The following is a 26,386-nucleotide window of genomic DNA, read 5'->3' as shown; positions in this document are numbered from 1 at the left end:
GGCGATTCTCGCCGAAGAGCACCGGGGCGCGAGAGTCAGCGGGTGGGGGCCGCCTGCGGGCGCTCGGGCGCGTGCAGGCGGGTCATGATTTTCGTGATGCCGGCGGGCCGCCGGTTCCTGGTGAGCAGCGAGACCCCGATCATCACGGCGAAGGCGGCCGGCACGCTCCAGGCAGCGGGCTGCGCCAGGAAGTCCGCCATCGGCCCGGCGCCGGGCCCGAGCGCCCGGCCGAGCAGGATCGAGCCGCCGCAGAGCGCGGCGCCGGCCAGCATCCCGGCGATGGCGCCCGCGTCGGTCAGCCCGCGCCACCAGATGCCGAGCAGCAGCAGCGGGCAGATCGTCGACGCGGTGAAGGCGAAGACCAGGCCGACGCTGCCGGCCAGTTGCATCGACTCGGTCAGCAGGGCAACGACGAGCGGCACGAGGGTGGAGAAGACCGCGGCCAGGCGGAAGCCGCGCACCCGTCCGCCGAGCACGTCCTGGCTGATCACCCCGGCGACGGAGACCACGAGACCCGAGGTGGTCGAGAGGAACGCGGCGAAGGCCCCGGCGATGACGAGGGCGGTGAGCACGTCGCCGGCCAGCCCGGGGATCAGCCGGCCGGGCAGGAGCAGGACCAGGGCATCCGGGGTGCCGCCGGTCGCGATGTCGGGGGTGAAGGCCCGCCCGAGGACCCCGTACAGGGTGGGGAACAGGTAGAACACGGACAGCAGCCCGAGCACGATCAGGGTGGTGCGCCGGGCCGACGGGCCGTCCGGGTTCGTGTAGAAGCGCACGAGCACGTGCGGCAGGCCCAGCGTGCCGAAGAGCAGGGCGATGACCAGCGAGATGTTCCGGTACGCGCCGGCGGGGGAGGCGACCGGGTCGGCGGCGAACGGCTCGGCGACGGCCGGCACCGACAGCCCCGTGTTGCCCATCACGATCAGGATGAAGACGATGGGCAGGGCGATCGCGGTGAGCTTGAGCCAGAACTGGAACGCCTGGACGAAGGTGATCGACCGCATCCCGCCGGTCACCACGGTGACGCAGACGACGACGGCGACCGCGACGGCGCCGACCCAGGATGGCAGCCCGGTGGCGATGCTCATGGTCAGCGCGGCGCCGTGCAGCTGCGGGACGATGTAGAACCAGCCGACCATGACCACCAGCACGCTGGTCACCCGCCGGGCCGTCACCGACTCCAGCCGCGCCTCGGTGAAGTCCGGGACCGTGTACGCGCCCGAGCGGCGGAGCGGCGCCGCGACGAACAGCAGCAGCATCAGGTAGCCGGCCGTGTAGCCGATCGGGAACCAGAGGGCATCCGACCCGGAGATCAGGATCAGCCCGGCGACGCCGAGGAAACTGGCCGCGGAGAGGTACTCGCCGCCGATTGCGGAGGCGTTCCACCACGGCCGGACCGTGCGCGAGGCGACGTAGAAGTCCTCGGTGGTGCGGGAGATCCGGAGCCCGAAGAAACCGATCACCGCGGTCACGGCGAAGACGCCGATCAGGGCCGCGTAGCCCACCCCCGCGTTCATTCGTCCTCGACGAGGTCGAGGTACCGGGCCTCGTTCCGCGACGCGGTGCGCACGTACAGCCAGGCGCTCAGCCCGATCAGCGGGTAGACGCCGACGCCGAGCAGCAGCCAGGTGAAGGGCACCCCGAGCAACGCCGCCCGGTCTATGCCGGGCACCCAGGCCAGAAGCAGCGGAAACGCCAGCAGGATGAGCAGGAAGCCGACCGCGACGACCACCGCGAGCCGGAGCTGAGAGCGGATGAGCGAGCGCACGAACACCTGGCCCACCTCGGACTGCTCGGCGACCTCCCGGGCCACCGGATAGCCCGACGGCGCCCGGCTGGCCTGTGACCTGGGCGCGGTGACCCTGACCCGGCGCGGCGGCGTCTTCCCGGGGGCATCCTCGGCGTTCAGCCGATCCTGATTCGCGGGGCCCGGTCGATCCTGGGGGCTTCGACTGTCCGCGGGGCTCAGCCGATCCTCGTCCTTGGCGCTCATGTGGAGGGCCGGATGCGCGTGGCCTCGAGCTTCTCCCGGAGCGCGGGGAGGTGCCGCCGGCTCACCGGCAGTTCGGCGCCGTTCGTGGTGATCGTCGGCTGCGCCGCGCCCAGGTTCGCCTTCGTGACGTGCGACATCGACACCAGGTACGACCGGTGGATGCGCAGGAACCCGGCATCCGCCCACTGCTTCTCCAGCTCCGCAAGCGGAACCCGGATGAGGTGGCTCGCGTCCTCGGTGTGCAGCCGTGCGTAGTCGCCCTGGGCGTGCACGTAGCGAACCTCGTCGCGGCGGATCATCTTCTTCACGCCGCCGACGTCGACGGTGATCACCGAGGCGGGGACGGTCTCGGCGATCGCCATCGTCTCGATCACCCGGCCGACCGAGGTGGCCAGCCGTTCGGCGCGCACCGGCTTGAGCAGGTAGTCGACGGCGGCCAGGTCGAACGCCTTCACGGCGTGCTCCTCGTCCGCGGTGACGAAGACCACGGCGGGGGAGTTGCCGGCCCGCGACACGGCGCGGGCGATGTCCAGGCCCGACAGCCCGGGCATGTGAATGTCCAGGAACAGCGCGTCCACGCGTTCGTGATCGAGGATGCGCAGGGCCTCCGATCCGGACGAGGCGCGGTGAATCGTGCCGACCCGCCCGTCCTTGCCGAGCAGGAAGGCAAGCTCGTCGAGCGCGGGCGGCTCGTCATCGGCGATGAGCACAGTGATCATGCCGTCAGTCTGCCAGTGACGGGGCATATCGTTCGCCGGGCACATCGGTCAGGAGCCGAGGTCGGGCCGGGGCTGGGACTTGGGCACCCGCATGGTGATCAGCGTTCCCGCGCCGGGGGCCGTGTCGACGACCAGCCCGTGGTCGTCGCCGTACACCTGGCGCAGCCGCGAGTCGACGTTCCGCAGCCCCACGTGGTCACTGTCGCTGTGCCCGGCGAGCACCGCGCGCAGGTGCTCCGGTTCGATCCCGACGCCGTCGTCCTCGATCGTGACCTCCACGAAGGCCCCGGCGTCCTGGGCGGTGATCGCGATCCGGCCGATGCCCTCCTTGTCCTCGAGCCCGTGGCGCACGGCGTTCTCCACCAGCGGCTGCAGGCTGAGGAAGGGAATCACGGTGCTCAGCACCTCCGGCGCGATGGTCAGGGTGACCTGCAGCCGGTCGCCGAAGCGGGCGCGTTCGAGCTTGAGGTAGTGCTCGATGCAGCGCAGTTCCTCGGCGACGGTGGTGAAATCGCCGTGCCGGCGGAACGAGTACCGGGTGAAGTCGGCGAACTCGAGCACCAGGTCGCGCGCCTTGGCCGGGTCGGTGGTGATGAAGGATGCGATGGCGTTGAGCGAGTTGTAGATGAAGTGCGGGCTGATCTGCGCCCGCAAGGCGCGCACCTCGGCCTCCATCAGGAGCGTGCGGGAGGACTCCAGCTCGGCCAGTTCGACCTGCGCCGCGACCCAGTCCGCCACCTCGCTCGTGGCGCGAACCAGGCCCGGCTTGGCCCGCGGCGCGTAGGCGACGAGCGCGCCCACGATGCGCGATCCGGCCCGGATCGGGGCCACCACGGCCTCCTTCAGTTCGGCCTGGTGCGTGCCGGCATCCCGGAAAACCTGGGTGCGGCCGGTGGCGAGCACCTTCGCGGCCAGCCCGAGGGCGCCGTCCCTGTGCGCTTCCCCGGCGCCGTCCCAGGCGAGCACGCCGGCGACATCCGTGATCGCCACCGCCTCGCAGCCGAGCAGGCCGCGCAGATGCTTGCTGGCCTTCGCCGCGCCGACGGGCTCCAGCCCGCTGCGCAGGTGCTTGCCGGCCAGGGATGCGGAGTGGAGCGTCGTGTAGGTGGCCCGTTCGGCGTCGGTGCCGAGCTCCCGCCAGGAGCGCAGCAGCCGGAACCCGACGGCGCCGACGAGCGCGATCGCCAGGGTGATGACGAGGACGCCGATGACGGCCACGGCGAGCAGCTGCGACTCGGGCATGCTGCCAACCCTAACCGCCGCGCCGGGGCACACGGGCGCGGAACCCACCGTTCGGCGCAGGCTGACCGCCGCTCGTCGCTCGGACGCGTCCGGAACGGCCGCACGGGCGCCGCCGTAGGGGAGAGTAATCGGCACCGCACAAGAACCAGCGGTCTGCGTGCACGCTCTATCAATGTTGAGGAGAAAATCATGGGCAATGTCGCCCTGAAAGAGGAAGAAGTCGTCGTTTCGGCGGAAACCTTCCACCAAGTGCAGGAATCAGAAGAGTTCCAGGAACTGCGCAAACGTCATCGCAGTTTCGTCTTTCCCCTGGCCATCGCCTTCCTGCTCTGGTACTTCGCCTACGTGCTGCTCGCGGGCTACGCCCACGACTTCATGTCGATCAAGGTCTTCGGCAGCGTCAACGTCGGCCTGCTGCTCGGCCTGGCTCAGATCGTCAGCACGTTCGCGATCACGACCTGGTACGTCAGCTACGCCGGTCGCCGGCTTGACCCGATCGCCTCGAAAATCCGCCACGAGATCGAGGGCCCGCTCGCGGCTGCCACGAAGGAGTCCAAGTGAACATCCACCTCGCCGCCGAGGTGGCCTCAGCCCCCGGTAACCCGATCCTGAACATCAGCATCTTCGGCGCGTTCGTCGCCATCACGCTGATCATCGTTCTCCGCGCCAGCCGCAACAACAAGACCGCGGCCGACTACTACGCGGCCGGCCGCTCCTTCACCGGCGGCCAGAACGGCACCGCCATCGCCGGCGACTACCTCTCCGCCGCCTCATTCCTCGGCATCGTCGGGGCGATCGCCATCACCGGCTACGACGGCTTCATGTACTCGATCGGCTTCCTCGTCGCCTGGCTCGTCGCGCTGCTGCTGGTTGCCGAGCTCCTGCGCAACACGGGCAAGTACACGATGGCGGATGTCCTCTCCTTCCGCCTGAAGCAGCGTCCGGTCCGCATCGCGGCCGCGATCACCACCCTGGTGGTCTGCTTCTTCTACCTGCTCGCCCAGATGGCCGGTGCAGGCGGGCTCGTCGCGCTGCTGCTCGGCATCAACGACAAGCTCGGCCAGTCCGTGGTGATCGTCGTGGTCGGCGCCCTGATGATCGTCTACGTGCTCATCGGCGGAATGAAGGGCACGACCTGGGTGCAGATCATCAAGGCCGTCCTGCTCATCGCCGGTGCCGCCGTGATGACCGTCTGGGTCCTGGCCCTGCACGGCTTCAACTTCTCGAGCCTGCTCGACGCCGCCGTGTCCACGGCCAACAACCCCGAGATCCTGAACCCGGGCCTGAAGTACGGCCTGAACGACGTCACCAAGCTCGACTTCATCTCCCTGGCCCTGGCCCTGGTGCTCGGCACCGCGGCACTGCCGCACGTGCTGATGCGCTTCTACACCGTTCCGACGGCCAAAGAAGCCCGCCGCTCGGTGGTCTGGGCGATCTGGCTCATCGGCGGGTTCTACATCTTCACCCTCGTGCTCGGCTACGGCGCGGCGGCCCTCATCGGTGCCGACCGGATCCTGGCCTCCCCGGGTGGGGTCAACTCGGCCGCTCCGCTGCTGGCCTTCGAGCTCGGCGGTCCGCTGCTGCTCGGCCTGATCTCCGCCGTTGCCTTCGCCACGATCCTGGCCGTTGTGGCCGGCCTCACCATCACCGCCGCGGCATCCTTCGCCCACGACATCTACGCGAGCGTGTTCAAGAAGGGCAAGGCCCGTCCGGAGGACGAGGTCAAGGTGGCCCGGCGCACGGTGATTATCATCGGCATCGTCGCGATCATCGGCGGCATCGGCGCGAACGGCCAGAATGTGGCCTTCCTCGTCGCCCTGGCGTTCGCCGTCGCGGCCTCGGCCAACCTGCCGACGATCCTGTACTCGCTGTTCTGGAAGAAGTTCAGCACCCAGGGCGCCGTGTGGAGCATGTACGGCGGACTGGCCTCGGCCATCATCCTGATCGCGCTCTCGCCCGTCGTCTCCGGCACGGAAACGTCGATGATCCCCGGCGCGGACTTCGCGATCTTCCCGCTGAGCAACCCCGGTCTTGTCTCCATCCCGCTCGCCTTCATTCTGGGCTGGCTCGGCACCGTGCTGGACAAGGTCCCGCGCGACATCGCCAAGCAGGCTGAAATGGAAGTCCGGTCACTGACCGGTGTCGGCGCCGAGAAGGAGGCGGTGAACCACTGATGACCAGCGAATCGATCACGCGGGAATCGATCACCCGGGACGGGCCGGATGTGGCGCGCACCTTCGCGCCGACCGAGCACTTCCAGGCCCAGGCCAACGCCGACGCCTCGCACTACGAGCACGCCGACCGCGACAGCGAGCACTTCTGGGCCACCCAGGCCGAGAACCTCGTCTGGACGCAGCCCTGGGACGAGGTTCTCGACTGGTCGAACCCGCCGAACGCGCGCTGGTTCCACGGCGGCAAGCTCAACGTCGCCTACAACTGCGTCGACCGTCACGTCGAGTCGGGGCACGGCGAGCAGGTGGCGCTGCACTGGGTCGGGGAACCGGGGGACACCCGCGACATCACCTACGCCCAGCTCAAGGACGAGGTCAGCCGGGCGGCCAACGCGCTCAGCTCGCTCGGCCTGGTCGCGGGGGACCGGGTCGTCATCCAGCTGCCGATGATCCCGGAAGCGGTCGTCTCCATGCTCGCCTGTGCCCGTCTGGGCCTCGTGCACAGCGTCGTCTTCGGCGGTTTCTCGCCGGCAGCGCTGCGCGCCAGGGTCGACGACGCCGAGGCGAGAGTCGTCATCACGTCAGACGGGCAATACCGGCGAGGGGCCGGCGCACCGATGAAGGCGAATGTCGACGAGGCGTTGGAGGGCGCCGAAACCGTGGAGAAGGTTCTCGTCGTGCGGCGGGTGGGGGAGCCGGTCGCGATGCAGGAGGGGCGCGACCTCTGGTGGGACGAGTTCGTCGCCTCCCAGTCGCCCGAGCACGAGCCGGAGTCGTTCGACTCGGAGCATCCGCTGTTCATCCTGTACACCTCGGGCACGACCGGTAAGCCCAAGGGGATCCTGCACACCTCGGGCGGGTACCTCACCCAGGTCGCGTACACGCACCGGGTGGTCTTCGACCTCAAGCCCGACACGGATGTCTACTGGTGCGGCGCCGACGTCGGCTGGATCACCGGGCATAGCTACATCGTCTACGGGCCGCTGGCCAACCGCGCCACCCAGGTGATGTACGAGGGAACGCCGAACACGCCGCACGAGGGGCGGCACTTCGAGATCATTGAGAAGTACGGCGTGACTATCTACTACATCGCGCCGACGCTGATCCGCACGTTCATGAAGTGGGGCGAGCACATTCCCCAGGGCTACAACCTCGAGTCGGTGCGCCTGCTCGGCAGCGTGGGGGAGCCGATCAACCCGGAGGCGTGGATGTGGTATCACACCCACATCGGCCGGTGCACGACACCGATCGTCGACACGTGGTGGCAGACCGAAACCGGCGCGATCATGATCACGCCGCTGCCCGGGGTCACCGCGACGAAGCCCGGCTCGGCGCAGGTGGCCCTGCCCGGGATCTCGGTGCAGATCGTCGACGACCACGGCCAGCAGGTCGAGGCGGGCGAGGGCGGCTACCTCGTGATCGACAAGCCGTGGCCGGCGATGTCGCGCGGCATTTGGGGCGAACCGGAACGCGCCCAGGAGGTCTACTGGGACCGGTTCAAGGCGCAGGGCTACTACTTCGCCGGGGACGGGGCGAAGTACGACGAGCACGGTGACATCTGGCTGCTGGGCCGGGTCGACGACGTGATGAACATCTCGGGCCACCGGATCTCGACGGTGGAGGTGGAGTCGGCTCTCGTCTCCCACCCCGCCGTGGCGGAGTCCGCCGTCGTGGGGGCTTCGGACCCGACGACCGGCCAGTCGATCGTGGCGTTCGTGATCCTCCGCGACCGGAACGACGGCGACCTCGTCGACCGCGATGCCATCATCGCGAGCCTGAGCGCCCACGTCGTGGCGGAGATCGGGCCGATCGCCCGGCCGAAGCGGATCCTCGTCGTGCCGGAGCTGCCGAAGACCCGGTCGGGCAAGATCATGCGCCGGCTGCTCCGGGATGTGGCCGAGGGCCGCGACATTGGCGATGTCGCAACCCTGGCCGACACCTCGGCGATGCGCACCATCGCGACGAGCATGGCCGCCGTTCCGACCGCCTAGGTCGTTCGCTCAGAGTGGCGGCGGGCGCATTGCGTCCGTCGCCACCCGTGTATTCCCGCTACCCCCGCTACCCCCGCTACCCCCGCAACACCAGTTCCACCACCGCCCGATCCCGCGTCGGCCGGCTCACAACCGCAAACCCCGCCTTCACAAACAGCGACACCGTCCCGTGATACAACTCCGCCGATGGCGCGCCAACCCGCTCCGCCGTATCCACCGGATACCCCTCGACCACCCGTGCCCCCAGCGCCCGCGCCTGGTCAACCGCCCCGCGCAGCAGCGCCCCGCCAACCCCGCGCTTGCGGAACCCCACCCGCACCACAAAGCACGTCACCGCCCAGACGGATGCGTCATCCGGGTCCTGCCGACTGCCTTCCGTCACGACCTTCGCGCGTCGCAGCCGCGGATAATTCGGTCGCGGCTCCACCGCGCACCACCCGACTGGCTCATCGCCCAGGTACGCGATCACCCCGGGTGCCGGGTCATTCGCGCTCACCTGCTGCCGCAGCATCCCGCTGCAGTCCTCTTTCGTCGCCGACTCGAACTCCGCGTTTGGCAGTTTGAAGTACTGGCACCAGCACCCGGCCGGGTCGCCCCGCGTGCCGAACACCGTACGCACGTCGTCCCAGCTCACGTCGGCAACCGAGACAACCCTGACTCCCGTGTCGCTCTGCATGCGATCACGCTACTCCGCCGGTGGTCGAGCCTGTCGACACCCCTCGCGGATTCCCATCACGTCCGCGGCACCCTCCCGAAGGCGGTAAGCTATTCGAGTTGTCTCCTGTAGGTTTCGTTCGCCGAAACCCACACGGATTCGGCGGGCTGTAGCGCAGCTTGGTAGCGCACCTGACTGGGGGTTAAGGGGTTCACCCCTCTCCGGTCGGCCCAAATAACTGAAAATCAATGTCGCGGGCTGTAGCGCAGCTTGGTAGCGCACCTGACTGGGGGTCAGGGGGTCGCAGGTTCAAATCCTGTCAGCCCGACAGAAAATCCCTGATGAGAAGCAATTTTCATCAGGGATTTGTTGTTTCTGAACGTCGTTTTCTCTGGTCCCCCTCTGGTCCCCCCGGACAGGTAGGCGTGGTCGACCTGTGGATGACAGAATCCGTCGCGATGCCCTGTCTGTGGATAAGGGGACCAAAAGGGGACCAGAACGGTGGAAACCCACGACTGATCCGCTCACAGTCCGCGTCCGGTGCCTTGCCGTGGCCGTCCTGAAGTGTTCGGGCGGGCGTCTCTGCTGAGGAATGCGTTGGCCTGCTCCGCGGCGGATGCGAGGTGGCGGTCATCGGGGTGGAGGTAGCCGCGAGTGGTCTCGATCGAGGCATGTCCGAGGATTTCTTGAAGGACATGGAGGGGGACCCCAGCGTCGGCGAGCCAGGTGGCGCCGGTGTGTCGGAGGCCGTGTCGGGTGAGATTGGGAAGGCTGAGGTCGGCGACGACCTGGTCCCAGTTGGTGGCATCGCGAACCGTGGCCGTCGTGAGGAAACCACCGCGCGGACCGACGAGTAGTGGCGCTTCCGGCTGCTTGAACGCGGAGAGCCGCTTCAGGATGGGTCGGAGAGGGTCGAGAATCGGCACGCGACGTTCCTTGCGGCTCTTGGTCGGCTTGGTGATGAGGCCGCCTCTTCCGGGGAAGACCTGCCTTCGGATGATGACGAGGCTTTTGTTGAAGTCCACGTCTCCAACTTGAAGTCCGGAGACTTCTGAAGAGCGTGCTGCCAGTAGAGCGGCGAGCATCACGAAGTCTGAGTAGGACTGATGGACGGCGCCGCAGGCGGAGGCGAGCTGGTTCAGCTTCTGCAGGTCAGGGATCGCGTGTGCGCGCGGGGCAGCATCCTCGGCGGGTTGGATTCGGAAGGCGTTTCGGTGGAGGCTCCGCTTCGCACGGTGTTTGGCGGGATTGATTGTGATCAGGCCATCGCGAACGGCTTCGTCGAGCACCCGCACGAGTGGGGCGATGGTGTTCTTGATCGTCGATGCGCCGTACTGCTTCTCCCAGTCATCAATCGTGCGATCGATCATTCCAGCGGTGATTTGCGTGACGGGCAGGTGACCAAGCGCCGGGAGCACTCGTAGCCGAAGACCGTACCGGTAGTTGTCGCCGGTAGAAGTCATATCGAGGCCGCGTGCCCATCGATCGTCGATCGAGGTGAAGAACTCCAGGAGCGTCATGGAGACGTCCATTCCCTTGACCGAAGAGTTCCGGAGCGTTTCGAAGAATGCCCGTGCGGTTGCCTCGTCCTTCACGATCTCGGTACGGATCACGCGCTGCTTCGTGAGCGGATCGGTCCAGCGTGCCCGCGCTCGAATCCCGTAGGAGCGTCGTTCCATGTCGGTGGAGATCCTCACCCCGATCGGCGGTACCGGTCGGGGTGAGGACTCAGGCATCGGCTCAGCTGGGCGAGCCATGGTGCGGCTCCAAGTTCTGCAGCCACTCGTTGATCGCTTCGAGTCTGTATCGGGCGATACCGCCGAGCTTGATGAACGGTGGTCCGGTCTCCGCGGAGCGCCATCGAGACAAAGTCGACTCGGAGACCTTCAGGTACGAGGCGACCTCTCGGCTATCCAGCAATGGCGAGACTGGTGCGGTCGCTTCGGCCGTGTCGCTCATGATTCGTCCAGAGGCGGGTTTCCGAGCGAACGATAGAACTCGTCTTCGGCTGCCTGACGTCGCTGAACGTCATCAACGACGAACTCGACGAAGTCGGCTTCCCGGTCGGTGATCATTGACTCTTCGGAGGGAGTAGGCGGCTCCTCGCCGGGCCAGGTGGCTTGCCGTGTCGGACGATCACGATCGAGTCGGGTCCCGGAAGTAGCTACCCAGTCCCGGAGGCGGAGGCGAGCATCCGCAAAGTCGCGATGCCACCCCAGCGGTGCGGATCCGTTTTGGTTGGGGTCGTAGGCGCACAGCCAGTGCAGATGCAGCGCGGACAGCTCCCAGACGAGTTCGGTGTGACAATGCCAGTACGGCGGGATCACTGCGGCCGGGAGTCCGTAAGTGCGGCGGAGCCAGTCGACCCAGCGATTCAGCTCCAGCCACTCAACCTCCGCATCGTTCGCGGTGAGGAGATTCCAGTTGATCGGATGCGGTGGTTCAGCGACGAACGATTCGTCGTAGTCATCCTCGTCGCGCCCTTCGTGTGCTTCAGCTGTGGGAACGAACTCACTCATGATGACCGCTCCTGCTCAGATGCTGACCGCAGGAGCGACATCTGACTGCGCTCGTGCTCGGGCGGGGGCTTCAAAAGGGGAAGCATCACGACCGGTCGACTCGCGCATGTTGCTGTCGCGATGGGGTCCGCGATCGACCTCGTATTGGGTGCGCGCTACGTCGTGACCGAAGCGGGAGACGATGAACTCCTCGGCTGCGACTGTCTGGCCGTCCTTCTCGTAGCTGTACTCGCGCACGCGCCCAGTGGCGATGAACTTGTCGCCCTTGTGGAATCGAGCGACTCCTTCTTCGGCTGCGCGCCGGAAGGCACTCATGTCGTGGAAGGACGGGTCGAGCTGTGTGAAACTTCCGTCTGGGGTCTGCTGCGAATGCTCTATGCCGATCCGAGCGTAGAACCGCGCGGTGCCGTCCTCGGTGTAGGTCAGACGGGGCTCGGTCGCGATGAATCCTGTGATGGCTTGCTGGGTGTCGATGGACATGACGACTCCTTGATCTGTTGGGGTGGCCATCGGATGTGATGGCTGCTGCAACAGACAGGTGCGCGCTGCGCCCCAGCGCGGATCATGGCGTGGCAGGGCGTTCCAAGAGCGACTCAACCGCCGCACGATCTGCTTTGAGCTGTTGGCCGTCGGAGCGCTTGGGCCAGGGGTGGAGGTCAGTGATGATGGGGGGCGCCGACCGGAGCAAGATGACCCCGATGCCAAACGGCAACGTGCGAATGCGGTCGGGCGGCAGGATCGGTACGCGACGGATGGAACGCTGGTTGGAGCGCGATCCATGGTCACCGAGCGTGACTGAGTCGGTGAACTCGTCGCGTTCGCCGATAAGTGTGGAGAGGTCTTGGAGATCTCGTGAGTTCGAGGCGCCGCCGAGGATGATCTTCGCGATACTGGCGTCCCAGATCGCTGCGGCCTTGTTCTCTGACCACTTGTCCCGCGCCTGGGCAAGGGATTGGAGCACGGGCATCGTTGTGATGCCGGTGCCGCCTCCTTCTGCCATGAGTGTGGGCAGCGAGGGTAGCGGCGCAAGGTTTCCGATCTCGTCGAGCGCAAACAGCAGTGGCGGGTCGAGCCGTGCGCCGGGTGATCGAGCAGCCATTCGGCGGGCGGTCTCGACAAGGTCTTCAACGAGAGCTGCGACGAGAGCTGCACTGTTCCCGGCCCCAACGCCGGTCGCCAGAAGATAAAGCGTGCCACGGTCACGGATGAAACTCTCGGGATCGAACTGCTCGCCTTCTGCCGGGCTGACAGCATCCAGCACTCTGGGGTCGGCGAGCGCCGACAGTGCGAGCGAAACACCCTGCCAGATACTGTCGCGCGTGCGCGGGTCGGCGTCGAGCGTTGCCTCCAGCGAATCTGCCCACCCCGTGGCTGCCAGCGATGAGCCTGTCAGGATGGCGACTGCCTCGGCGGCGGCTGATGGGTCGAGAGTCCACCGGAACAGCTCAGCCGGACTCCGATGATCAAGCGCGGCCGCGTGAAGGAGCGACTGCAGAGCGATGCGTGTCTTTCCCTCCCAGAACCCTCCGCCTTCGACACCGCCAGCGGATAGCTCGGTGGCCGCGGCAAGGCCGGTGGCGCGGATCATCGCGGTCAGCGGATCCTCACACCCCCGAATGGGCGACCACCGCAGCCCAGAGGAGACGCCTTCAGCAAGATGCTGAGGATCAAAGACAGCGACCGGACCGACCCGTTCGCGTGCGCGCATCGTTGCCGTCAGGTTGTCGGGCCGGGTCGACGTCGTCACCACTGCACCCGGCGCATCGAGAATCGCTGGGATCACAATGTGTAGGCCCTTGCCCGAACGCGGCGGGCCGATGAGAAGGATCGAGTCTTCGACGCTGGCCCATACTTGTTTGCCGTGCGAACGCCCGAGCAAGTAGCCGACCTGCTCGGGCTTCGGTTGATCCAGCGAAGGGCGAAGCGTCGCAGCCCGGCGCAGGAGCGCTTTCGCCGACGCACTAATTACGATCTCGTGGCTGCTGGCAGTTCCCGCGAGCCGCCGCGGGTCGGCATCGGCCCGGTGCGAGTGCCGACGCCAGCGGACCCAAGCCCACCCGATAGCGCTGCCGAGCATGAGGAGCAGCAGTATTGCAATTGACCAGTAGAGGATCGTGTTTAGTCCTGGTGCCTGTAACGCCTCGGCCGGGTTTGTCGGATTGAACAGCAGGGCGGCTCCGCCTGCAATTCCGGCTTGAGGCTGCCCAGAGCCAGAGAGGAATGCCGCAACGGAACCCGCAGCTCGCAAGACGACGGCGACCCCGAAGACTGCGATCAACGCGATCATCAGGAGGTTGGTCAACTCATCGCCGAGACCACGTCCCTGACCGTGTGGGGTGCTCATGACGGCAAAGATTCGGTGACGATGACGCCGGAGATACGTCCGATGAGCAAGATCTCCGATCGGTGATCGACTAGTTGGCTCATATCGATGACCGCACGGGCGCTCCCGCCATCGGATCCTTCAGCGCTGGAGACTGGCAGTGCGAGGGTGACGTCTTCGCCCGGGATGAATCCGGACCCGGTGACCTCGATGAGCTGATTCGTTGGGCGGTGCCGCGCTCGCCGCATCGTGCTGGGCGACTGAACGTCAGTGATGGCGTGTTCTCGTCGCGCCGCATGGACGATGTCCGTGAACACCGAGCCATCGAACTCGTGTACTTCAACTCGGACGGTCCGAGTGCGGTGGTCGGATATCGCATCAAGAAGATCACCAAACCCTGAGCGGCTCCAAGGCGCGTCCGGCTTTGGAGGCGGGAAGTCGTGTCTGTTGCAGCTGACGTTCATGGTGCCGCGTTCGCTGACCGTGATGACTGCGAGCGGGATGGCGATGGGCGATCCGGGCGGCGTTTCTGCAGGGCTATTGCTCATGCCACAGAGGTGCGCGGGTACCCGCGCCATTGCTCAATATCCGACGCACTCCGGGTACGGGCTGGGGGTGACCGTCGACGGCCGGGTCTACAACTTCCGGACCGAGGATTCTCGTATTAGCTTTGACAGTTCGCCGGGGGAGCCCAGGCTAGACCGTGTGCCATTGCTGTGTGTCAAGGGAGTCGAGCACCGCCCGCGGATCGGTGACGAGTCGAGCTAGTCCGATCAGCTTCCTGGGGAACCCGTTGGGGTTCGACTCGAAGGCTGCCTCGCCGAACCCTGCGCTGAATCGTTCCCTCAGCACTAACGGCAAGCTGGCAGCAATCTCTTCTTCAAGCTTGCGAGCTTCCGACATGAGCGCTGACGGGCCCCGGCGCATCCAATGCTGGAGTGGCGGTGGTGGCTGAGAAACGGCGTCCAGTAGTCGAGCAGTGGCGTCGAGCGTCCATGAATCATTCTCCTCGACGCGCATGGGTACCGAGATTCTCTGGACGGCGTGGATCGCGTTGAGATCGACAGCGAGCGAAATGCTCGAAGGGTCTTCGTGCACGTTCACGTAGCGGAGCGTATTGACTCCCGGGGCACAGACTTCAGAGAGGTGGGCATCGCCGACAAAGTCGGTCGGCTCCTGGTGCACACCCGGCTCGATCACACAGTTGGGGCTGAGCTGCACGCGGTACATGAAGTACCGGTCAGCAGAGCCTCCCTGATCGTCCATGCGCCTGAACATGTTCTCTATCGCCGCCTCGTAGGTCCCAACGTGGAGCGCCTTGGCTTTCTGTCGATTTGCCCAGCGCTCGACACCTCCGCTTTGTGATCCCATCGCCTCCATACGCTGCTTGGTGACATCGGTCAGCTGTTTCGCCGGATCGAAGTCCTTGTCCGGCCAGGTTTCGTGGGTCGACGAGTGATACCAATGCAGTCTGCGTACGGTGGAGTCATCGTGCGACGGATCGTTCGGTTCTGCACAGAAGTTGGGGCGGTCCTCCCCTTGGCAATCGGTGCCACAGTTCGGGCAAGCTTCAAAGGCCTGGTTGAAGCGGTCGAGCCATTCCGCAGTGACCCGCCATTCGTGGCGACACGAGCCACAGCGCATGCGGCGAAGTCGCTCGAAGTTGACTACTCTCTCGGTCACTGGACCAGCATCGCATGTGCCGCCGACGTGGCAATTGAAGTGATTTAGCTCATCATGCGGCTCGTGGTGTCGAACAGTTCCAGCTCCCCAGGGTGCAGTTGGTGCTGGCAGACGAAAGAGCGATCCTTGATGCGCCACAGTCCTTGGCCCACGCCAAGCCCCGGCAGCAACTTCTGTTCGGTCCCCGTCAGACCGAGCGCTCTAGCAGTGGCCCCGAGCTGATCGGATTCCTGCCGGTAAACGATTCGCGTCTCTGCGTTGGCGAGAAGGCTGCTTGCCAGGGCTCGCATTGCGGAACCCTGGTCACCGACGTTCTCCAAGTCGGACAGCTTGTGAACGATCAGCATGTTCGCAATCCCGTAGTGGCGAGCGAGCCGCCAGTGCGCATCCATCCGGCGCAACAACGCCGGATGAGACATCAGGCGCCACGCCTCGTCGTAGATGCACCAGCGCTGGCCACCGTTCGGGTCGAGTAGGGCGGATTCCATCCAAGCGGACGAACAAGTCATGAGGACCGAGGTCAGTGTCGAATTCTCCGTCACTCTCGATAGGTCAAGAGAGATCATCGGTAGCGTCGGATCGAAACTCACTGTCGACGGACCATCGAAGAGTCCGGCGAGGTCACCAGCGACAAGGCGCCGCAGTGCGTGCCCAACGAGACGTCCGTCTTCGGCGAGGCGCCCATCCGGATCCGCCTGGCCAGTCGGGGCAAGGATGTGTTCAACGACCATGGGAAGGATCGGCACGTCGTTGCTGCGCACGACCTCGGTCAGGGCAGTGTCAATCGCCGTGTGCTCCAAAGGCGTGAGCGGTCGAGTGAGGACCGTCTCGGCGAGCGCGCCGATCAGGTCGCGTCGTCGTGCGCCGACCCTGGACGCCCAGCTTTCATCGCTCAATCCTGCTGGTCGATAGCCTTCGTCGAGTGGATTCAGCCGAGCGGCAAGCCCATGACCGAGCACGATCGCCCGACCGCCCACAGCTTCTGCGACCGCTGTGTGCTCGCCCTTCGGATCACCGGGGACGTAGACACGGCGCCCGAACGGGATCGATCGTGTGTAAAGGCTCTTGGCCAAGCTGGATTTTCCGGAACCGACAATGCCCGCGAGCACGAGATTCGGTGCGGTGATGATGCCGCGCGCGTAGAGCACCCATGGGTCGTAGACGAAAGAGCCGCCGGAGTAGAGATCCTGACCAACGAAGACGCCGTCGGAGCCGAGCCCGCCTTCAGCTAGGAATGGGTATGCACCAGCAAGAGTTGCGGACGTGTCTTGATGCCGTGGCAGGCGAAACCTTCCGGACGAACGCATCTGCATTGGTCCTGGTTCGCCAGCTGGCGAAATGTATGTGGTTGCCCGACGCTCAGCCAGATCCGCGGTGTACTTTGCGCGGGACGCCTGCTGCTCCGCTCTCTGCTGCTCCGCTTGTAACTTCGCGGCAGCTTGCCTGCGCTGCTTACGTATACGCCGCTTCTCGGATGCTGGAGCGACGAGAACCGAAGTGTGCAGGCGCTCGGCATCATCGCGGCTCATAGTCCCAGACCCCGCTGCCGCTTGACCGCGGTAATGCTGGCGGGCTCAAACCAAGACACTCGCTTCGACTCGCGAGCCCGGCTCGGTGCCGACGGAACAGCGAGACTTCGAGCGTCATCTGGCAGTTGATCTACCGTGTCCACCGCGTGGATTCGGTAGAGCGCGACGTGCGCGAACGCGTGACTATAGGCGAGGTGGTAACCACCGTCGTGCAGTTCATGCTCACTCGGGCCGCTCGGCGGTGCGTCGTAGACGTATCCGTTCTCCATCGCTGCGCTGGTGGTCTCGTCACCGTAATCCCAGTACTTCAGATGGTTGAGCCCAGCGAGAGCACCGTCGGCGTCGATCATCTCCAGCACCTCGTCTGCTTCTTGACCTTGCATGAAGACGACATTGATCCAACGAGCGATTGTCGGTGCTTCGCTGGCTGGAACTTCGTGCCAAGCAACGCGACTCGCCGCACCCGCCGCGGCGTCGAGCCGTTCCTCTGCCTGGTCGATCAGGGTCGCCGCCTGGTGAAGTTCGTCGGCGGCCGCCAGCGCATCCTTGGATCCGATGGTGTGGTCACCATGGTCGTCAAACGCGTGAGGGCGATTCTTAATGTGGGCGGTGGCGAGCTGATCGAGAACCTGCTTGAGTGACCGCACGCCGGACAGTAGGTCGCCGAGAACGCCGTACAGATCCTGCGGACTTTCAAACGTGCGCGTTGCGTGCGCGAGCCCGCGCAGCGCCTCGGATGCTTCCCGGGCGTCAGCGCCGGGATCGTAGAACGTGGGCATCGCTGTGTCTCCTTGGATATCGAGCGCGGGCTTTGATAGCAGTTAGGTGCGCAGTCGGTATTCCGGCCGATGTCTGAGGAAGGCAATAACCTAGGAACTGCCAGGTAGCGAGGAGCGAAAGATGACAGACGAGATCGAGCTTGTGAGCGATGGAGACGGCCTCGCGGTCTTCGGCGAACAACACGCTGTCGAGCGCTTCCTTGAGTCGGTCGGTCTGTTTTCGACGTCGAAAGCATTCCGGTTAGACAACCTAGGTCGCATTCTCGACGCTGGCGGGGCAGTCATTCGTACTGCTTCCGACGTTGCAGGGAACTCAGGGCGGTATCTAAAGCTCACCAAGGAGTCAGCCGCGCGGGCGAAGGAGCTCGGTCTGATGCCGACCAAGACCAAGGGCATCAGCCACGCCATGTTGGGTGAACCGGGAGCGATCAATAAGTGGCTTCAAGTCGAGAGTGGTCCAGGTTCGCTTCTGACTAATCCAGCGTTGCTGTCTGGCATTGGTGGGTTGATGACGCAATTCGCGAAGCAAGCTGAAGCCAATGAACTCAAGGCTCTGCTGGTGAAGATTGACGAGAAGCTCGATGAAGTGCGCCGCACACAGCGAGATTCAGTGCTCGCGAAGATGGATCGAGCTGCGCTCGCAATCAAAGAAGCGTTGACGATTAATGAGCACGGTGGCAATAGGGAGACGGCCTGGGGAAAGGTCGAATCCGAGTCAGGAACGATCGCTGAAGTGCAAGGATCTGCTTTGCGTGCGCTCGACGCCCTCGCGGACAAGGTCGAGGGAAAGAAGAAGGTCGGTCAGATAGCCAACGCGACCGAGGAGATCGAGTTCGAAGTGAGTGTGTGGCTCGCGGTGCTCGCCCGGTGCTTTCAGCTGCAAGACGAATTCGCTGTGTTGGAGATCGATCACGTTCTTGATGTGGCACCCGCTGACATTGATGGACACCGCGTTGGGCTTGGTGCAGCCCAACAGGAGCGCAGGGCGCTAATCATCGAGAAGACGCGAAAGCTGATCGAGCGAATGGACGCTGCGGGTGCGATCGCAGATTCAAACAAGCTTCTGCACGTCCGCGGTGCTCGTTCCGTTGTTGACTCTGTAAATGCCACAGCGTCCAGCATCGATGAGTTCCACGCTCCACTTGGCATCGATCCGATGCGTGACCCAATGGAAGCAACTCGTTGGAGGGACGCGCTCCGTGACCGGCAGCAGCTAAGGAATGCGGGCGTTGAAGCGGGTCGTAAGACCCTCACCGGAGCAGCGATCATCGGCGGCACCGCAGTTGCTGCGGTTGTGAGCGTTGCGACGGCGAAGAATGTGGCGAAGGGCGGCGACTGACGCGCGCATGCCACGTGAATCCAATCGGGTCATGCGTGTCCTGTTTGACGGTCACACCACGCGGCATAGCGGCAGGGCCGCGGCGGTGAATGCGTGGGCCTGCTGTCCGACGAGGAGTCGCGTCTCGCAGGACGCTTGAATGGCGGCTTGCTCGATCGCGGCGACGGCGGCGTCGAGGTCATCAGCGGTTCGTGCGGACACTGAGATGAGTCCGGTGTAGCGCAGGACGCCGTGCCCAGCCGTGAGGTCAGCTTCCTGCTGGAGAACATCCTGAAACTCAGCCGTCTGCGAGGCATCCTCTATCTGGCCGATGCGCTGACGCTGAGCTGCGTCTGAGATGTACTCCGTCTTCTTTTTCCGGATGTCACGTGCTGCCTGGTCGGACCGCATCGGTGTGCAGAGCAGCGAGAAGGACCGCTGTATCCCGGTCGACAGGAGCACGGGTGCCAAGAAGCCCGGGTAGACCATCGACCGCGGCCACTCTGAGATCCACAACACCGCGTGGAAGGCCGAGTCTGTGCGTAGCCGAGACCAGGATTCGTTCACTGCGACTGGACCTGCGGTCGCGAGCGACTGGCCGAGTTCGCCGTGCCGTTCAAGCGTCGCGGCGACTGCCGGGTCGTATGCCGAACGCAGGATGACGGAGATCTCGCCGCACGTCAACCACGAGGAGGGGACGAGGTCTGCTGAGCGCAGCGCGGCGATCAATGTAGACATCTCCTGGCGAAGAACAGCCGCAGCGCCACGGATGCCGCCACCGGCAGTGCGGATCTGTCGTGCCGCTGTCTGCATGTCGAGCGAGAGGGAGAGCGTGGTGGCGTGGCGTTCTCCAGCGGGTCCTGCGCGGTCGATGAGTTCGGCGTACGTCGTCGAGGCCCAGGAGCCATCTGCGTTGCCGTGCGATGCCCACCATTCAGCGAGTCCTGTCCCGGAGTCCGGGAGGGTGCGCTCAAGCACTTGCAGCATTGAGAGGCGCCCGGATCTGCACACGGTCGCGAGCACACGCCCCCAAGAGGAGACACGCCGTTCCTGCTCACCGGGATCGAGGAGCGCGAATGCTGGGTGCGAGACCGCAACGATGGCCGTGAGGGTACTGGCGGTCGGGTCATGAACCATTCCGGCGCCGGTGATCGGGTCGTCGTACTCGCGCAGTCGTGCCATGTCGCCGGGTAGCGCGAGCGAGCCCGCAGGTCGCGGCTTCACAACACGCCGCCGGTAGAGCAACTGTCCACCGGTGGATTTCCACATCCACCAGAAGGCAACGGGAATCCATTCGACGATCGGACGTCCAGCGATCCGGATCCACACCACGGCCGCGGCACAGAGCCAACCGGGTGCCGAGAACGCGATGAGCATGCCGCCTCCGGCATAGAAGGCCCACACAAGCGTGGTCACACCAATTCCGAGCGCGACCAGCTGTGAGAGGGATAGTCCGAGCAGGATGCCCCTTCGTGTCAGTCGGGAGAATTTCACCGGAATGAGGTCCCCGGCTCGTTGATCGTCGTAGTCCTTTGGCATGGTCAGCTATTCCTTCCCAGATCGTGGCTGCTGGGTTCTGGCTGGTGCTGGATCTGATTTAGCAAATGAGGCATACGCCCCACTTCGCGAGCACTTTACGTGAGTCTTGTCGTAACCTAGCGAGCGGTCGGTTTTCTAGCTACAGTGGTGGAGCCCCAGGCGCTGCCACTCCCGGACGCGCCGCACCTGAGTACTCAAAGACGAGGAATCACGATGAGATCTGCACCTTCGACCCGGCGTCGCAGCACCGCCGGCATCACCGTTGCGGTGGCTACCGCCTTCGCCCTACTGACCGGATGCGCCGCTGGCGTGACCGGCGGAGGTTCTACCGAGCCCGTCGAGGGAGGCACACTCACGGTCGCGTCGAATCTCGACGCCCGGATGGACGTCGTCCTGGCCGGCCAGCAGGGCAACTTCCCCTGGGCCGTCAACGTCTTCGAGACGCTCACCCGCTTCGACAAGGATGCCGTCCCGCAGCCGCTCCTCGCGACCGACTGGGAGGTCGCGGAGGACGGGCTGTCGATCGACATCAACCTGCGTGACGACGTCACGTTCCACACCGGTCGCCCGATGACCGCCAACGACGTGAAGTTCTCCTTCGAGACTGCTGTGACCCCCGAGGCCGCGTCGCAGCTTGCCTTCATCGGAAAGCAGTTCACCGCGATCGACGTCATCAGCGACACGGAACTCACGATCACTTTCGCCAAGCCGCTTCCGACCGTGTTCGAGTTCTTCGAGCAGGCATTCATCATCGACCAGGAGACTTGGGCCGGCGTGCCCGATGGATCGGAGGTCGTCGGAACTGGACCGTTCACCTTCGAATCGTGGACGCCGGGTTCGGAGATCCGACTCGCGCGATTCGATGACTACTGGGGCGACCCCGCCTACCTCGATGAGATCGAGGTCGCGATCATCCCTGACAGCACGGCGATGGTGAACTCGGTTCGCAGTGGACGTGCTCAGGTTGCGATCGGGATGAGTGGCGTCGACATTCAGGGCATCATGTCCGACCCCGGCTTCGGGTTGGCCACCGCGTCTGGCAACGTCTACCCGCTCGGCGTCGCCGTCGACGTTGCCCCCTTCGACAACCAGCAGGTCCGGCAGGCCGTCCAGTACGCCATCGACCGTCAGCGGATCGCCGACCAGGTCTTCGGCGGACTTGCCTTCCCGAGCGTTCAGTTCTGGAGCCCTGACACGCCCGGCTACGACGAGTCGCTCGAGGACTCTTATGCGTACGACCCGGAGAAGGCGCAGGAGATGCTCGAGGAAGCGGGCGCGGCCGGCACAGCCTTCGAGATCACCGTCTTCGGGCTCGAAGCAAACGTCGCTGCGGCCGAGGTCGTGCGCAACAACCTCGAGGCCGTCGGCCTCAAGCCGACCGTGAAGGTCCTTGAGCAGGCGACCTTCGGGCCGCTACAGGTCGACGCGAACCTGGGCACGTCGTTTATGCCGCTCCACGGCCAGAACGGATCTGGTGCCGCAACGCTGATCGAGCGCATGCCGTCTATCCGTGTGGAGAACAACTCGCACTTCTCGTCCGACGAGTTCACCGAACTCCGCGCCAGCCTCTTGTCGGCGGTCGATCAAACAGACGTCGAAGAGGCCACGCGCGCAATGGCAGAGTTCCTCATCGACGAGGCGTTCGCACTCCCGCTCGTCCAGTACCCCACCATCGCAGTCGTCAACAACGACGCGGTCGACGTCGACTACACCCGGCGTTCCTACTTCGACTTCTCGTCGACGTACCTCCAGCGCTAGCCGCACACGGGCGGCGCGTCCCCAAGCCGCGCCGCCCGTGTCCACTTCCTGACTATTCAACGGAGCCGACTCGGTGATCAGATACCTGCTGGGCAGGATCCCCTCGATCCTGCTGGTGATCTTCCTCGCGTCCATCGTGGCGTTCATCCTCCCGCGCCTCGCGCCCGGCGACCCTGCCGTAGTCATGGCTGGACCGGACCCGACACCGGAGCAGGTCGAGGCCGTGCGGGAAGCCGCTGGCTTCAACCGCCCGCTCATCGAGCAGTACCTCTCGTGGGTACTCGGACTGTTCCGAGGCGACCTGGGGGTGTCTTTCATCCTGAATCGTCCGATCGGCGAGTTGATCCTGAGTCGTGTCGAGAGCACCCTTCAGCTCGCTGGGCTCGCCGCGGTCTTCATGATCCTGCTGGGCTTCGCGCTCGGCATCCTCGGTGGCTCGCGTCTCCGTCGCGGCAGTCGACTTGCGCTTGACATGTTCAACACCGCCATGCTCGCGACGCCGCCGTTCCTAGTAGCCCTTGTTCTCATCCTCGTGTTCGGCATCTGGCTCAGGATCCTGCCGGTGAGCGGCGAGGTCGGGCTCAGCGAGAACTTCGGTCTCGGCCTCCAGTACCTTCTGCTTCCTGCGGCCGCGCTCGCGCTCACGCAGGCTGCGGTCGTCGGCAGGCTCCTTCAGACCTCGATGCTCACGACGCGAGGCGAGGAGTTCATCGACCTCGCGGTCGCCAAGGGGGCTTCGCCCGCGCGGGTTACTTTCCGTCACGTGCTGCCTGCGAGCCTCGACGCCGCGATCGTCTCCATCGGCCTCCGAATCGGGGAGCTCCTCAGCGGAGCGATCATCATCGAGGCGATCTTCGCCCGGAACGGTCTCGGCCAGCTGGCTGTGCAGGCCGTCAACAACCGCGACTACTTCCTCATCCAGACGCTTGTCATCGGCGCCGTCGTGATCGCGGTCCTCTCGCAGCTCATCTCGGAGGTCGTCATGGCGTCCCTCGACCCGCGCATCCGTCTGGAGTCCTGACATGGCCGACACCCCGTCCTTCGCCGCCAACCGGCGACCGCGCGTCAAGAACCCCGTCCTGCGGCGCTACCTGACGGCGTTCCGCACGGCGCGGGGGATCGCCGGTTCGGTGATCCTGCTCGTCCTCGTCGCACTCGCACTTCTGGCACCTGTGCTCTACCCGGGTGGCTACGACGTGCAGTCCGCCGAGTCTCTGCGGGGCCCTTCGCTCGCGCATCCGTTCGGCACCGACCAGCTTGGTCGCGACCTCCTTACGCGATCGCTCTTCGGGCTTCGGATCGACCTTACAATCGTCGCCGTCGCCGTCCCGCTCGGCATGGTCGTCGGAACGACACTCGGTCTCATCGGCGCTCTCTCCCGGGTGGCTGGCACGGTCCTGCAGCGCGTACTCGACGTCATCATCGGCTTCCCGGGCATCGTGCTCGGCATGTGCATCATTTTGATCATGGGTCCGGGCTGGTCTGCCCTGGTCATCGCGATCACCGTCAGCTCGCTGCCGACCTTCGGCCGCCTATCGCGGGCAGCGATGCTCAGCCAGGCGCAGCGAGAGTACGTCATGGCAGCTCGCACGCTCGGCGTGAGCCGCGTCACGATCATCACCCGGCACATCCTGCCAAACGCGATTGACCCGATCCTTGTCGCCGGCGCAGTGTTCGTCGTGCACGCGATCTTCATCGAAGCCGGACTGAGCATCATCGGGCTTGGCATTCAGCCCCCTGAGCCGTCGCTCGGCTCGCTTCTCAACCAGGGCATGCGCTACATTACCCAGGCCCCGACCTACGTCCTCGGACCGACCGTCGTGCTCTTCCTTCTCGCGCTCTCCTTCAGCCTCATCTCCGACTCCCTCAACAAGGCGGTGAACCGCGCATGACCGCGCCCACCCACGCTCCCGTGCTCCAAGTCGATGCCCTGGTTACGACGTTCACGACGCCAGACGAAGTGGTTCGCGCTGTGGACGACGTATCGTTCGTGCTGTACCCCGGCCGGATCCTCGGGATCGTCGGCGAGTCCGGGTCTGGCAAGTCGGTCACCGCCCGCTCGATCATGCGGATGGTTCACGCGCCCGGAAGGGTCGAGAGCGGCTGCATCATGCTCGGCGACCGAGACCTGCGGAACCTGGACGAGAGAGCGATGCGGTCAGTTCGCGGGCGCGACGTTGCGATGATCTTTCAGGACCCTCAGGCAGCCCTCAACCCGGTGATCAAGATCGGCGACCAGATCATCGAGTCGCTGCAGATCCACGGGATGGGCGCCAAGAAGGCGAAAGCGCGCGCTCTCGAGCTCCTCTCTCAGGTTGGCATCCCGAACCCGGAGGAGGCTTTCGAGCGGTATCAGCACCAGTACTCAGGCGGGATGCGCCAGCGCGTCGTCATCGCGATCGCGCTTGCCAACAACCCCTCCGTGCTGATCGCCGACGAGCCGACGACGGCGCTCGACGTGACCATTCAGGCTCAGATCCTGGAACTGCTGCGGAAGCTGCGGACCGATCTGGGCATCGCGATCCTCCTCATCACGCACGACATGGGCGTCGTCGCAGAGATGTGCGATGACGTACTCGTGATGTACAAGGGCAAGGTCGTCGAGCGCGGGCCGACGGCGAAAGTGCTCGCCGCCCCAGAGCACGAGTACACGATCTCGCTCATGAACGCCGTGCCGCGGATGGACTCCCCTCTGCGGGCCCCCTTCGAGCCGAGCGGACCGCCGGCTCTTGAGGTCAGTGATCTTCGCACGGACGTCAACGCCGGGCAGCGCTCCGTTTTCCGCCGTAAGGCGCCCTTCTACGCCGTCGACGGTGTGTCGATCGCGGTGCACCCCGGAGAGACGGTCGCCCTTGTCGGCGAATCCGGATGCGGCAAGTCGACCCTCTCCCGGACGATCGTCGGCATCTACGGTTCCGCCGGCGGCACGATCAGGGTCGGAGGTCGCGACGTGACCGCGATGACGCCTGCCGATCGGCGTCATGTGACACGGGGCGTCCAGTACGTCTTCCAGGACCCCTATTCATCGCTCAACCCGCGACGCACCGCGGGACAGTCGATCGAGGAAGCACTGCGCGTCGCCGGAACGCCGGCATCGAAAATCCGGGAGCGGAGCATCGAGCTCATGCGTACCGTCGGCCTCCCCGCCGAGCACCTCGACCGATACCCCTACGCCTTCTCTGGCGGGCAGCGCCAGCGCATCGGCATCGCGCGGGCCCTCGCGGGCAAGGCAAAGGTGCTGGTTCTCGACGAACCGGTGTCCGCGCTCGATGTCTCAATCCAGGCAGAGATTCTGGATCTCCTCATGCGGCTGCAGGCGGAGCACGGGCTCGGCTATCTCTTCATCTCTCACGACCTCGCGGTGGTGCGAGAGATCAGTCACCGCGTCGCGGTCATGTACAAGGGCAAGATCGTGGAACAGGGCACGACTCAGGAGATCTTCGAGGCGGCCCGCGACCCGTACACCCAGCGCCTGCTGGCATCGACTCCGAAGCTCGACGTGGAGGACCGCCCGTGACCGACGACCAGCCCGAGACGACTCCTCGCGCAACCCGAGCCAAGGGCGATGCGCGACGGCGGGAGATTCTCGACACAGCTCGCGAACTCTTCTCCGAGCGCGGATTCAACAGTGTAGGCATCGCAGAGATCGCTGAAAACGTAGGGCTCACCCAGGCAGGTCTGTTGTACCACTTCCCGTCCAAGGCGAGCCTCCTGCTCGCGGTGCTCGAGGAACGCGAGCGACGCAACGACGAAGCGGAGAATCGCTGGATCGAAGCCGGAAACGACTACATCTCCGCTTTCCTCCACACGCTGCAGACCAACGAGCGGAGTCCCTCTCTCGTGCAGCTCTTCGCGGTGCTGTCCGCCGAAGGGATCGCAGCCACGCACCCTTCGCATGACTGGTGGGTGAGCCGCTACGAGCGGCTCGTCGGCAACGCCACAGCGGGACTCAGCGGGGTCGTCGACCCGTCACGGCTGCCCGCAGGCGTCACGACCGAGACCGTCGCGCGCTGGCTCATCGCCATGTCGGACGGGCTGCGAATCCAGTGGCTGCTCTCACCAGGCAGCCTCAACCGACACCACACGGTCGCCCAGTTCGCCGCGCTCCTTGAGCCGTACCTCAAGCCGTCCGTCGACGGCTCTTCCACTACCGACCCGGAGACCTGA

The 26,386-nt window shown here is 65.3% G+C and carries 24 protein-coding genes and 1 tRNA gene; 10 read left to right on the top strand and 15 right to left on the bottom strand.

What is annotated here, in order from left to right; genetic code table 11:
* Positions 1 to 35: 35 nt before the first annotated feature.
* From E3O23_RS09165 to E3O23_RS09150, 4 genes are all read right to left on the bottom strand, one after another.
* Positions 36 to 1,517 carry a sodium/solute symporter gene (locus tag E3O23_RS09165; RefSeq protein WP_134490309.1) on the bottom strand — a complete coding sequence of 494 codons (1,482 nt, stop codon included), beginning with the start codon at positions 1,515 to 1,517 and terminating at the stop codon, positions 36 to 38.
* Positions 1,514 to 1,909 (bottom strand): DUF485 domain-containing protein, encoded by a 396-nt coding sequence (locus tag E3O23_RS09160; protein WP_134490335.1) that lies wholly within the window; start codon positions 1,907 to 1,909, stop codon positions 1,514 to 1,516. Before E3O23_RS09160 ends, E3O23_RS09165 begins: the two co-directional genes overlap by 4 nt.
* An 80-nt stretch (positions 1,910 to 1,989) precedes the next feature.
* The gene (locus E3O23_RS09155; protein WP_134490307.1) at positions 1,990 to 2,712 is read right to left on the bottom strand and encodes a LytR/AlgR family response regulator transcription factor; all 723 of its coding nucleotides are present in this window, start codon (positions 2,710 to 2,712) and stop codon (positions 1,990 to 1,992) included.
* Between the two features lie 48 nt (positions 2,713 to 2,760).
* Positions 2,761 to 3,954, bottom strand: a complete 1,194-nt coding sequence (locus E3O23_RS09150) for a sensor histidine kinase (protein WP_134490305.1) — start codon at positions 3,952 to 3,954, stop codon at positions 2,761 to 2,763.
* Positions 3,955 to 4,143: 189 nt separating this feature from the next.
* Between E3O23_RS09150 and E3O23_RS09145 the strand changes: the two genes are divergently transcribed.
* The 3 genes from E3O23_RS09145 to acs are packed head-to-tail and all read left to right on the top strand — an operon-like array spanning position 4,144 to position 8,116.
* Positions 4,144 to 4,515, top strand: a complete 372-nt coding sequence (locus tag E3O23_RS09145) for a DUF485 domain-containing protein (RefSeq protein ID WP_134490303.1) — start codon at positions 4,144 to 4,146, stop codon at positions 4,513 to 4,515.
* On the top strand, positions 4,512 to 6,128 hold the full coding sequence (locus E3O23_RS09140) for a solute symporter family protein (RefSeq protein WP_134490301.1): 1,617 nt from the start codon (positions 4,512 to 4,514) through the stop codon (positions 6,126 to 6,128). The genes E3O23_RS09145 and E3O23_RS09140 overlap by 4 nt, the downstream gene beginning before the upstream one ends.
* Positions 6,128 to 8,116, top strand: a complete 1,989-nt coding sequence (acs, locus tag E3O23_RS09135; RefSeq protein ID WP_134490299.1) for an acetate--CoA ligase — start codon at positions 6,128 to 6,130, stop codon at positions 8,114 to 8,116. The genes E3O23_RS09140 and acs overlap by 1 nt, the downstream gene beginning before the upstream one ends.
* A gap of 76 nt (positions 8,117 to 8,192) precedes the next feature.
* On the opposite strand, the gene E3O23_RS09130 is transcribed toward acs, so the two are convergent.
* Positions 8,193 to 8,792 carry a GNAT family N-acetyltransferase gene (locus E3O23_RS09130; RefSeq protein ID WP_134490297.1) on the bottom strand — a complete coding sequence of 200 codons (600 nt, stop codon included), beginning with the start codon at positions 8,790 to 8,792 and terminating at the stop codon, positions 8,193 to 8,195.
* A gap of 233 nt (positions 8,793 to 9,025) precedes the next feature.
* On the opposite strand from E3O23_RS09130, the gene E3O23_RS09120 reads away from it, so the two are divergent.
* Positions 9,026 to 9,099 (top strand) — tRNA-Pro (locus E3O23_RS09120).
* A gap of 196 nt (positions 9,100 to 9,295) precedes the next feature.
* Here E3O23_RS09120 and E3O23_RS09115 read toward each other — a convergent pair.
* The 9 genes from E3O23_RS09115 to E3O23_RS09075 all read right to left on the bottom strand — a co-directional run bounded on the left by E3O23_RS09115 (position 9,296) and on the right by E3O23_RS09075 (position 17,604).
* On the bottom strand, positions 9,296 to 10,450 hold the full coding sequence (locus tag E3O23_RS09115) for a tyrosine-type recombinase/integrase (protein ID WP_241983404.1): 1,155 nt from the start codon (positions 10,448 to 10,450) through the stop codon (positions 9,296 to 9,298).
* 61 nt (positions 10,451 to 10,511) lie between these two features.
* Positions 10,512 to 10,691: a helix-turn-helix transcriptional regulator gene (locus tag E3O23_RS09110; protein WP_241983403.1), complete on the bottom strand. Its 180-nt coding sequence runs from the start codon at positions 10,689 to 10,691 to the stop codon at positions 10,512 to 10,514.
* 35 nt (positions 10,692 to 10,726) lie between these two features.
* Complete coding sequence (locus E3O23_RS09105) at positions 10,727 to 11,290, bottom strand: hypothetical protein (RefSeq protein ID WP_134490291.1); 564 nt, start codon at positions 11,288 to 11,290, stop codon at positions 10,727 to 10,729.
* A gap of 15 nt (positions 11,291 to 11,305) precedes the next feature.
* The gene (locus E3O23_RS09100) at positions 11,306 to 11,770 is read right to left on the bottom strand and encodes a single-stranded DNA-binding protein (protein ID WP_134404167.1); all 465 of its coding nucleotides are present in this window, start codon (positions 11,768 to 11,770) and stop codon (positions 11,306 to 11,308) included.
* Positions 11,771 to 11,852: 82 nt separating this feature from the next.
* Complete coding sequence (locus E3O23_RS09095; protein WP_134490289.1) at positions 11,853 to 13,634, bottom strand: type IV secretory system conjugative DNA transfer family protein; 1,782 nt, start codon at positions 13,632 to 13,634, stop codon at positions 11,853 to 11,855.
* Entirely contained in the window at positions 13,631 to 14,161 is a 531-nt protein-coding gene (locus tag E3O23_RS09090) for a hypothetical protein (RefSeq protein ID WP_134490287.1), read from the bottom strand. The genes E3O23_RS09095 and E3O23_RS09090 overlap by 4 nt, the downstream gene beginning before the upstream one ends.
* Before the next feature lie 148 nt (positions 14,162 to 14,309).
* Positions 14,310 to 15,296, bottom strand: coding sequence for a hypothetical protein (locus E3O23_RS09085; protein ID WP_134490285.1), 987 nt, complete (start codon positions 15,294 to 15,296; stop codon positions 14,310 to 14,312).
* Positions 15,297 to 15,340: 44 nt separating this feature from the next.
* Complete coding sequence (locus tag E3O23_RS09080) at positions 15,341 to 16,825, bottom strand: ATP-binding protein (protein ID WP_134490283.1); 1,485 nt, start codon at positions 16,823 to 16,825, stop codon at positions 15,341 to 15,343.
* Entirely contained in the window at positions 16,822 to 17,604 is a 783-nt protein-coding gene (locus E3O23_RS09075) for a hypothetical protein (RefSeq protein ID WP_134490281.1), read from the bottom strand. Before E3O23_RS09075 ends, E3O23_RS09080 begins: the two co-directional genes overlap by 4 nt.
* Positions 17,605 to 17,725: 121 nt before the next feature.
* Here E3O23_RS09075 and E3O23_RS09070 point away from each other — a divergent pair, with 121 nt between their 5' ends.
* Entirely contained in the window at positions 17,726 to 18,943 is a 1,218-nt protein-coding gene (locus E3O23_RS09070; protein ID WP_134490279.1) for a hypothetical protein, read from the top strand.
* 51 nt (positions 18,944 to 18,994) lie between these two features.
* On the opposite strand, the gene E3O23_RS09065 is transcribed toward E3O23_RS09070, so the two are convergent.
* The gene (locus E3O23_RS09065; protein WP_134490277.1) at positions 18,995 to 20,461 is read right to left on the bottom strand and encodes an SCO6880 family protein; all 1,467 of its coding nucleotides are present in this window, start codon (positions 20,459 to 20,461) and stop codon (positions 18,995 to 18,997) included.
* Positions 20,462 to 20,674: 213 nt separating this feature from the next.
* Between E3O23_RS09065 and E3O23_RS09060 the strand changes: the two genes are divergently transcribed.
* The 5 genes from E3O23_RS09060 to E3O23_RS09040 all read left to right on the top strand — a co-directional run bounded on the left by E3O23_RS09060 (position 20,675) and on the right by E3O23_RS09040 (position 26,386).
* A complete protein-coding gene (locus E3O23_RS09060) occupies positions 20,675 to 22,219 on the top strand; it encodes an ABC transporter substrate-binding protein (protein ID WP_134490275.1) in 1,545 nt (514 codons plus the stop codon).
* A 73-nt stretch (positions 22,220 to 22,292) separates the two neighbouring features.
* Positions 22,293 to 23,240: an ABC transporter permease gene (locus E3O23_RS09055; RefSeq protein WP_134490273.1), complete on the top strand. Its 948-nt coding sequence runs from the start codon at positions 22,293 to 22,295 to the stop codon at positions 23,238 to 23,240.
* 1 nt (position 23,241) lies between these two features.
* On the top strand, positions 23,242 to 24,111 hold the full coding sequence (locus E3O23_RS09050; protein WP_134490271.1) for an ABC transporter permease: 870 nt from the start codon (positions 23,242 to 23,244) through the stop codon (positions 24,109 to 24,111).
* On the top strand, positions 24,108 to 25,736 hold the full coding sequence (locus E3O23_RS09045) for an ABC transporter ATP-binding protein (protein WP_134490269.1): 1,629 nt from the start codon (positions 24,108 to 24,110) through the stop codon (positions 25,734 to 25,736). The genes E3O23_RS09050 and E3O23_RS09045 overlap by 4 nt, the downstream gene beginning before the upstream one ends.
* Positions 25,733 to 26,386 (top strand): TetR/AcrR family transcriptional regulator, encoded by a 654-nt coding sequence (locus E3O23_RS09040; RefSeq protein ID WP_166790467.1) that lies wholly within the window; start codon positions 25,733 to 25,735, stop codon positions 26,384 to 26,386. Before E3O23_RS09045 ends, E3O23_RS09040 begins: the two co-directional genes overlap by 4 nt.

This window comes from Cryobacterium tagatosivorans (genome assembly GCF_004402215.1).
GTDB classification, from domain to species: Bacteria; Actinomycetota; Actinomycetes; order Actinomycetales; family Microbacteriaceae; genus Cryobacterium; species Cryobacterium tagatosivorans.
Note: the sequence above shows the minus strand (reverse complement) of the source record. Positions and strands in the feature narration are given on the sequence as shown.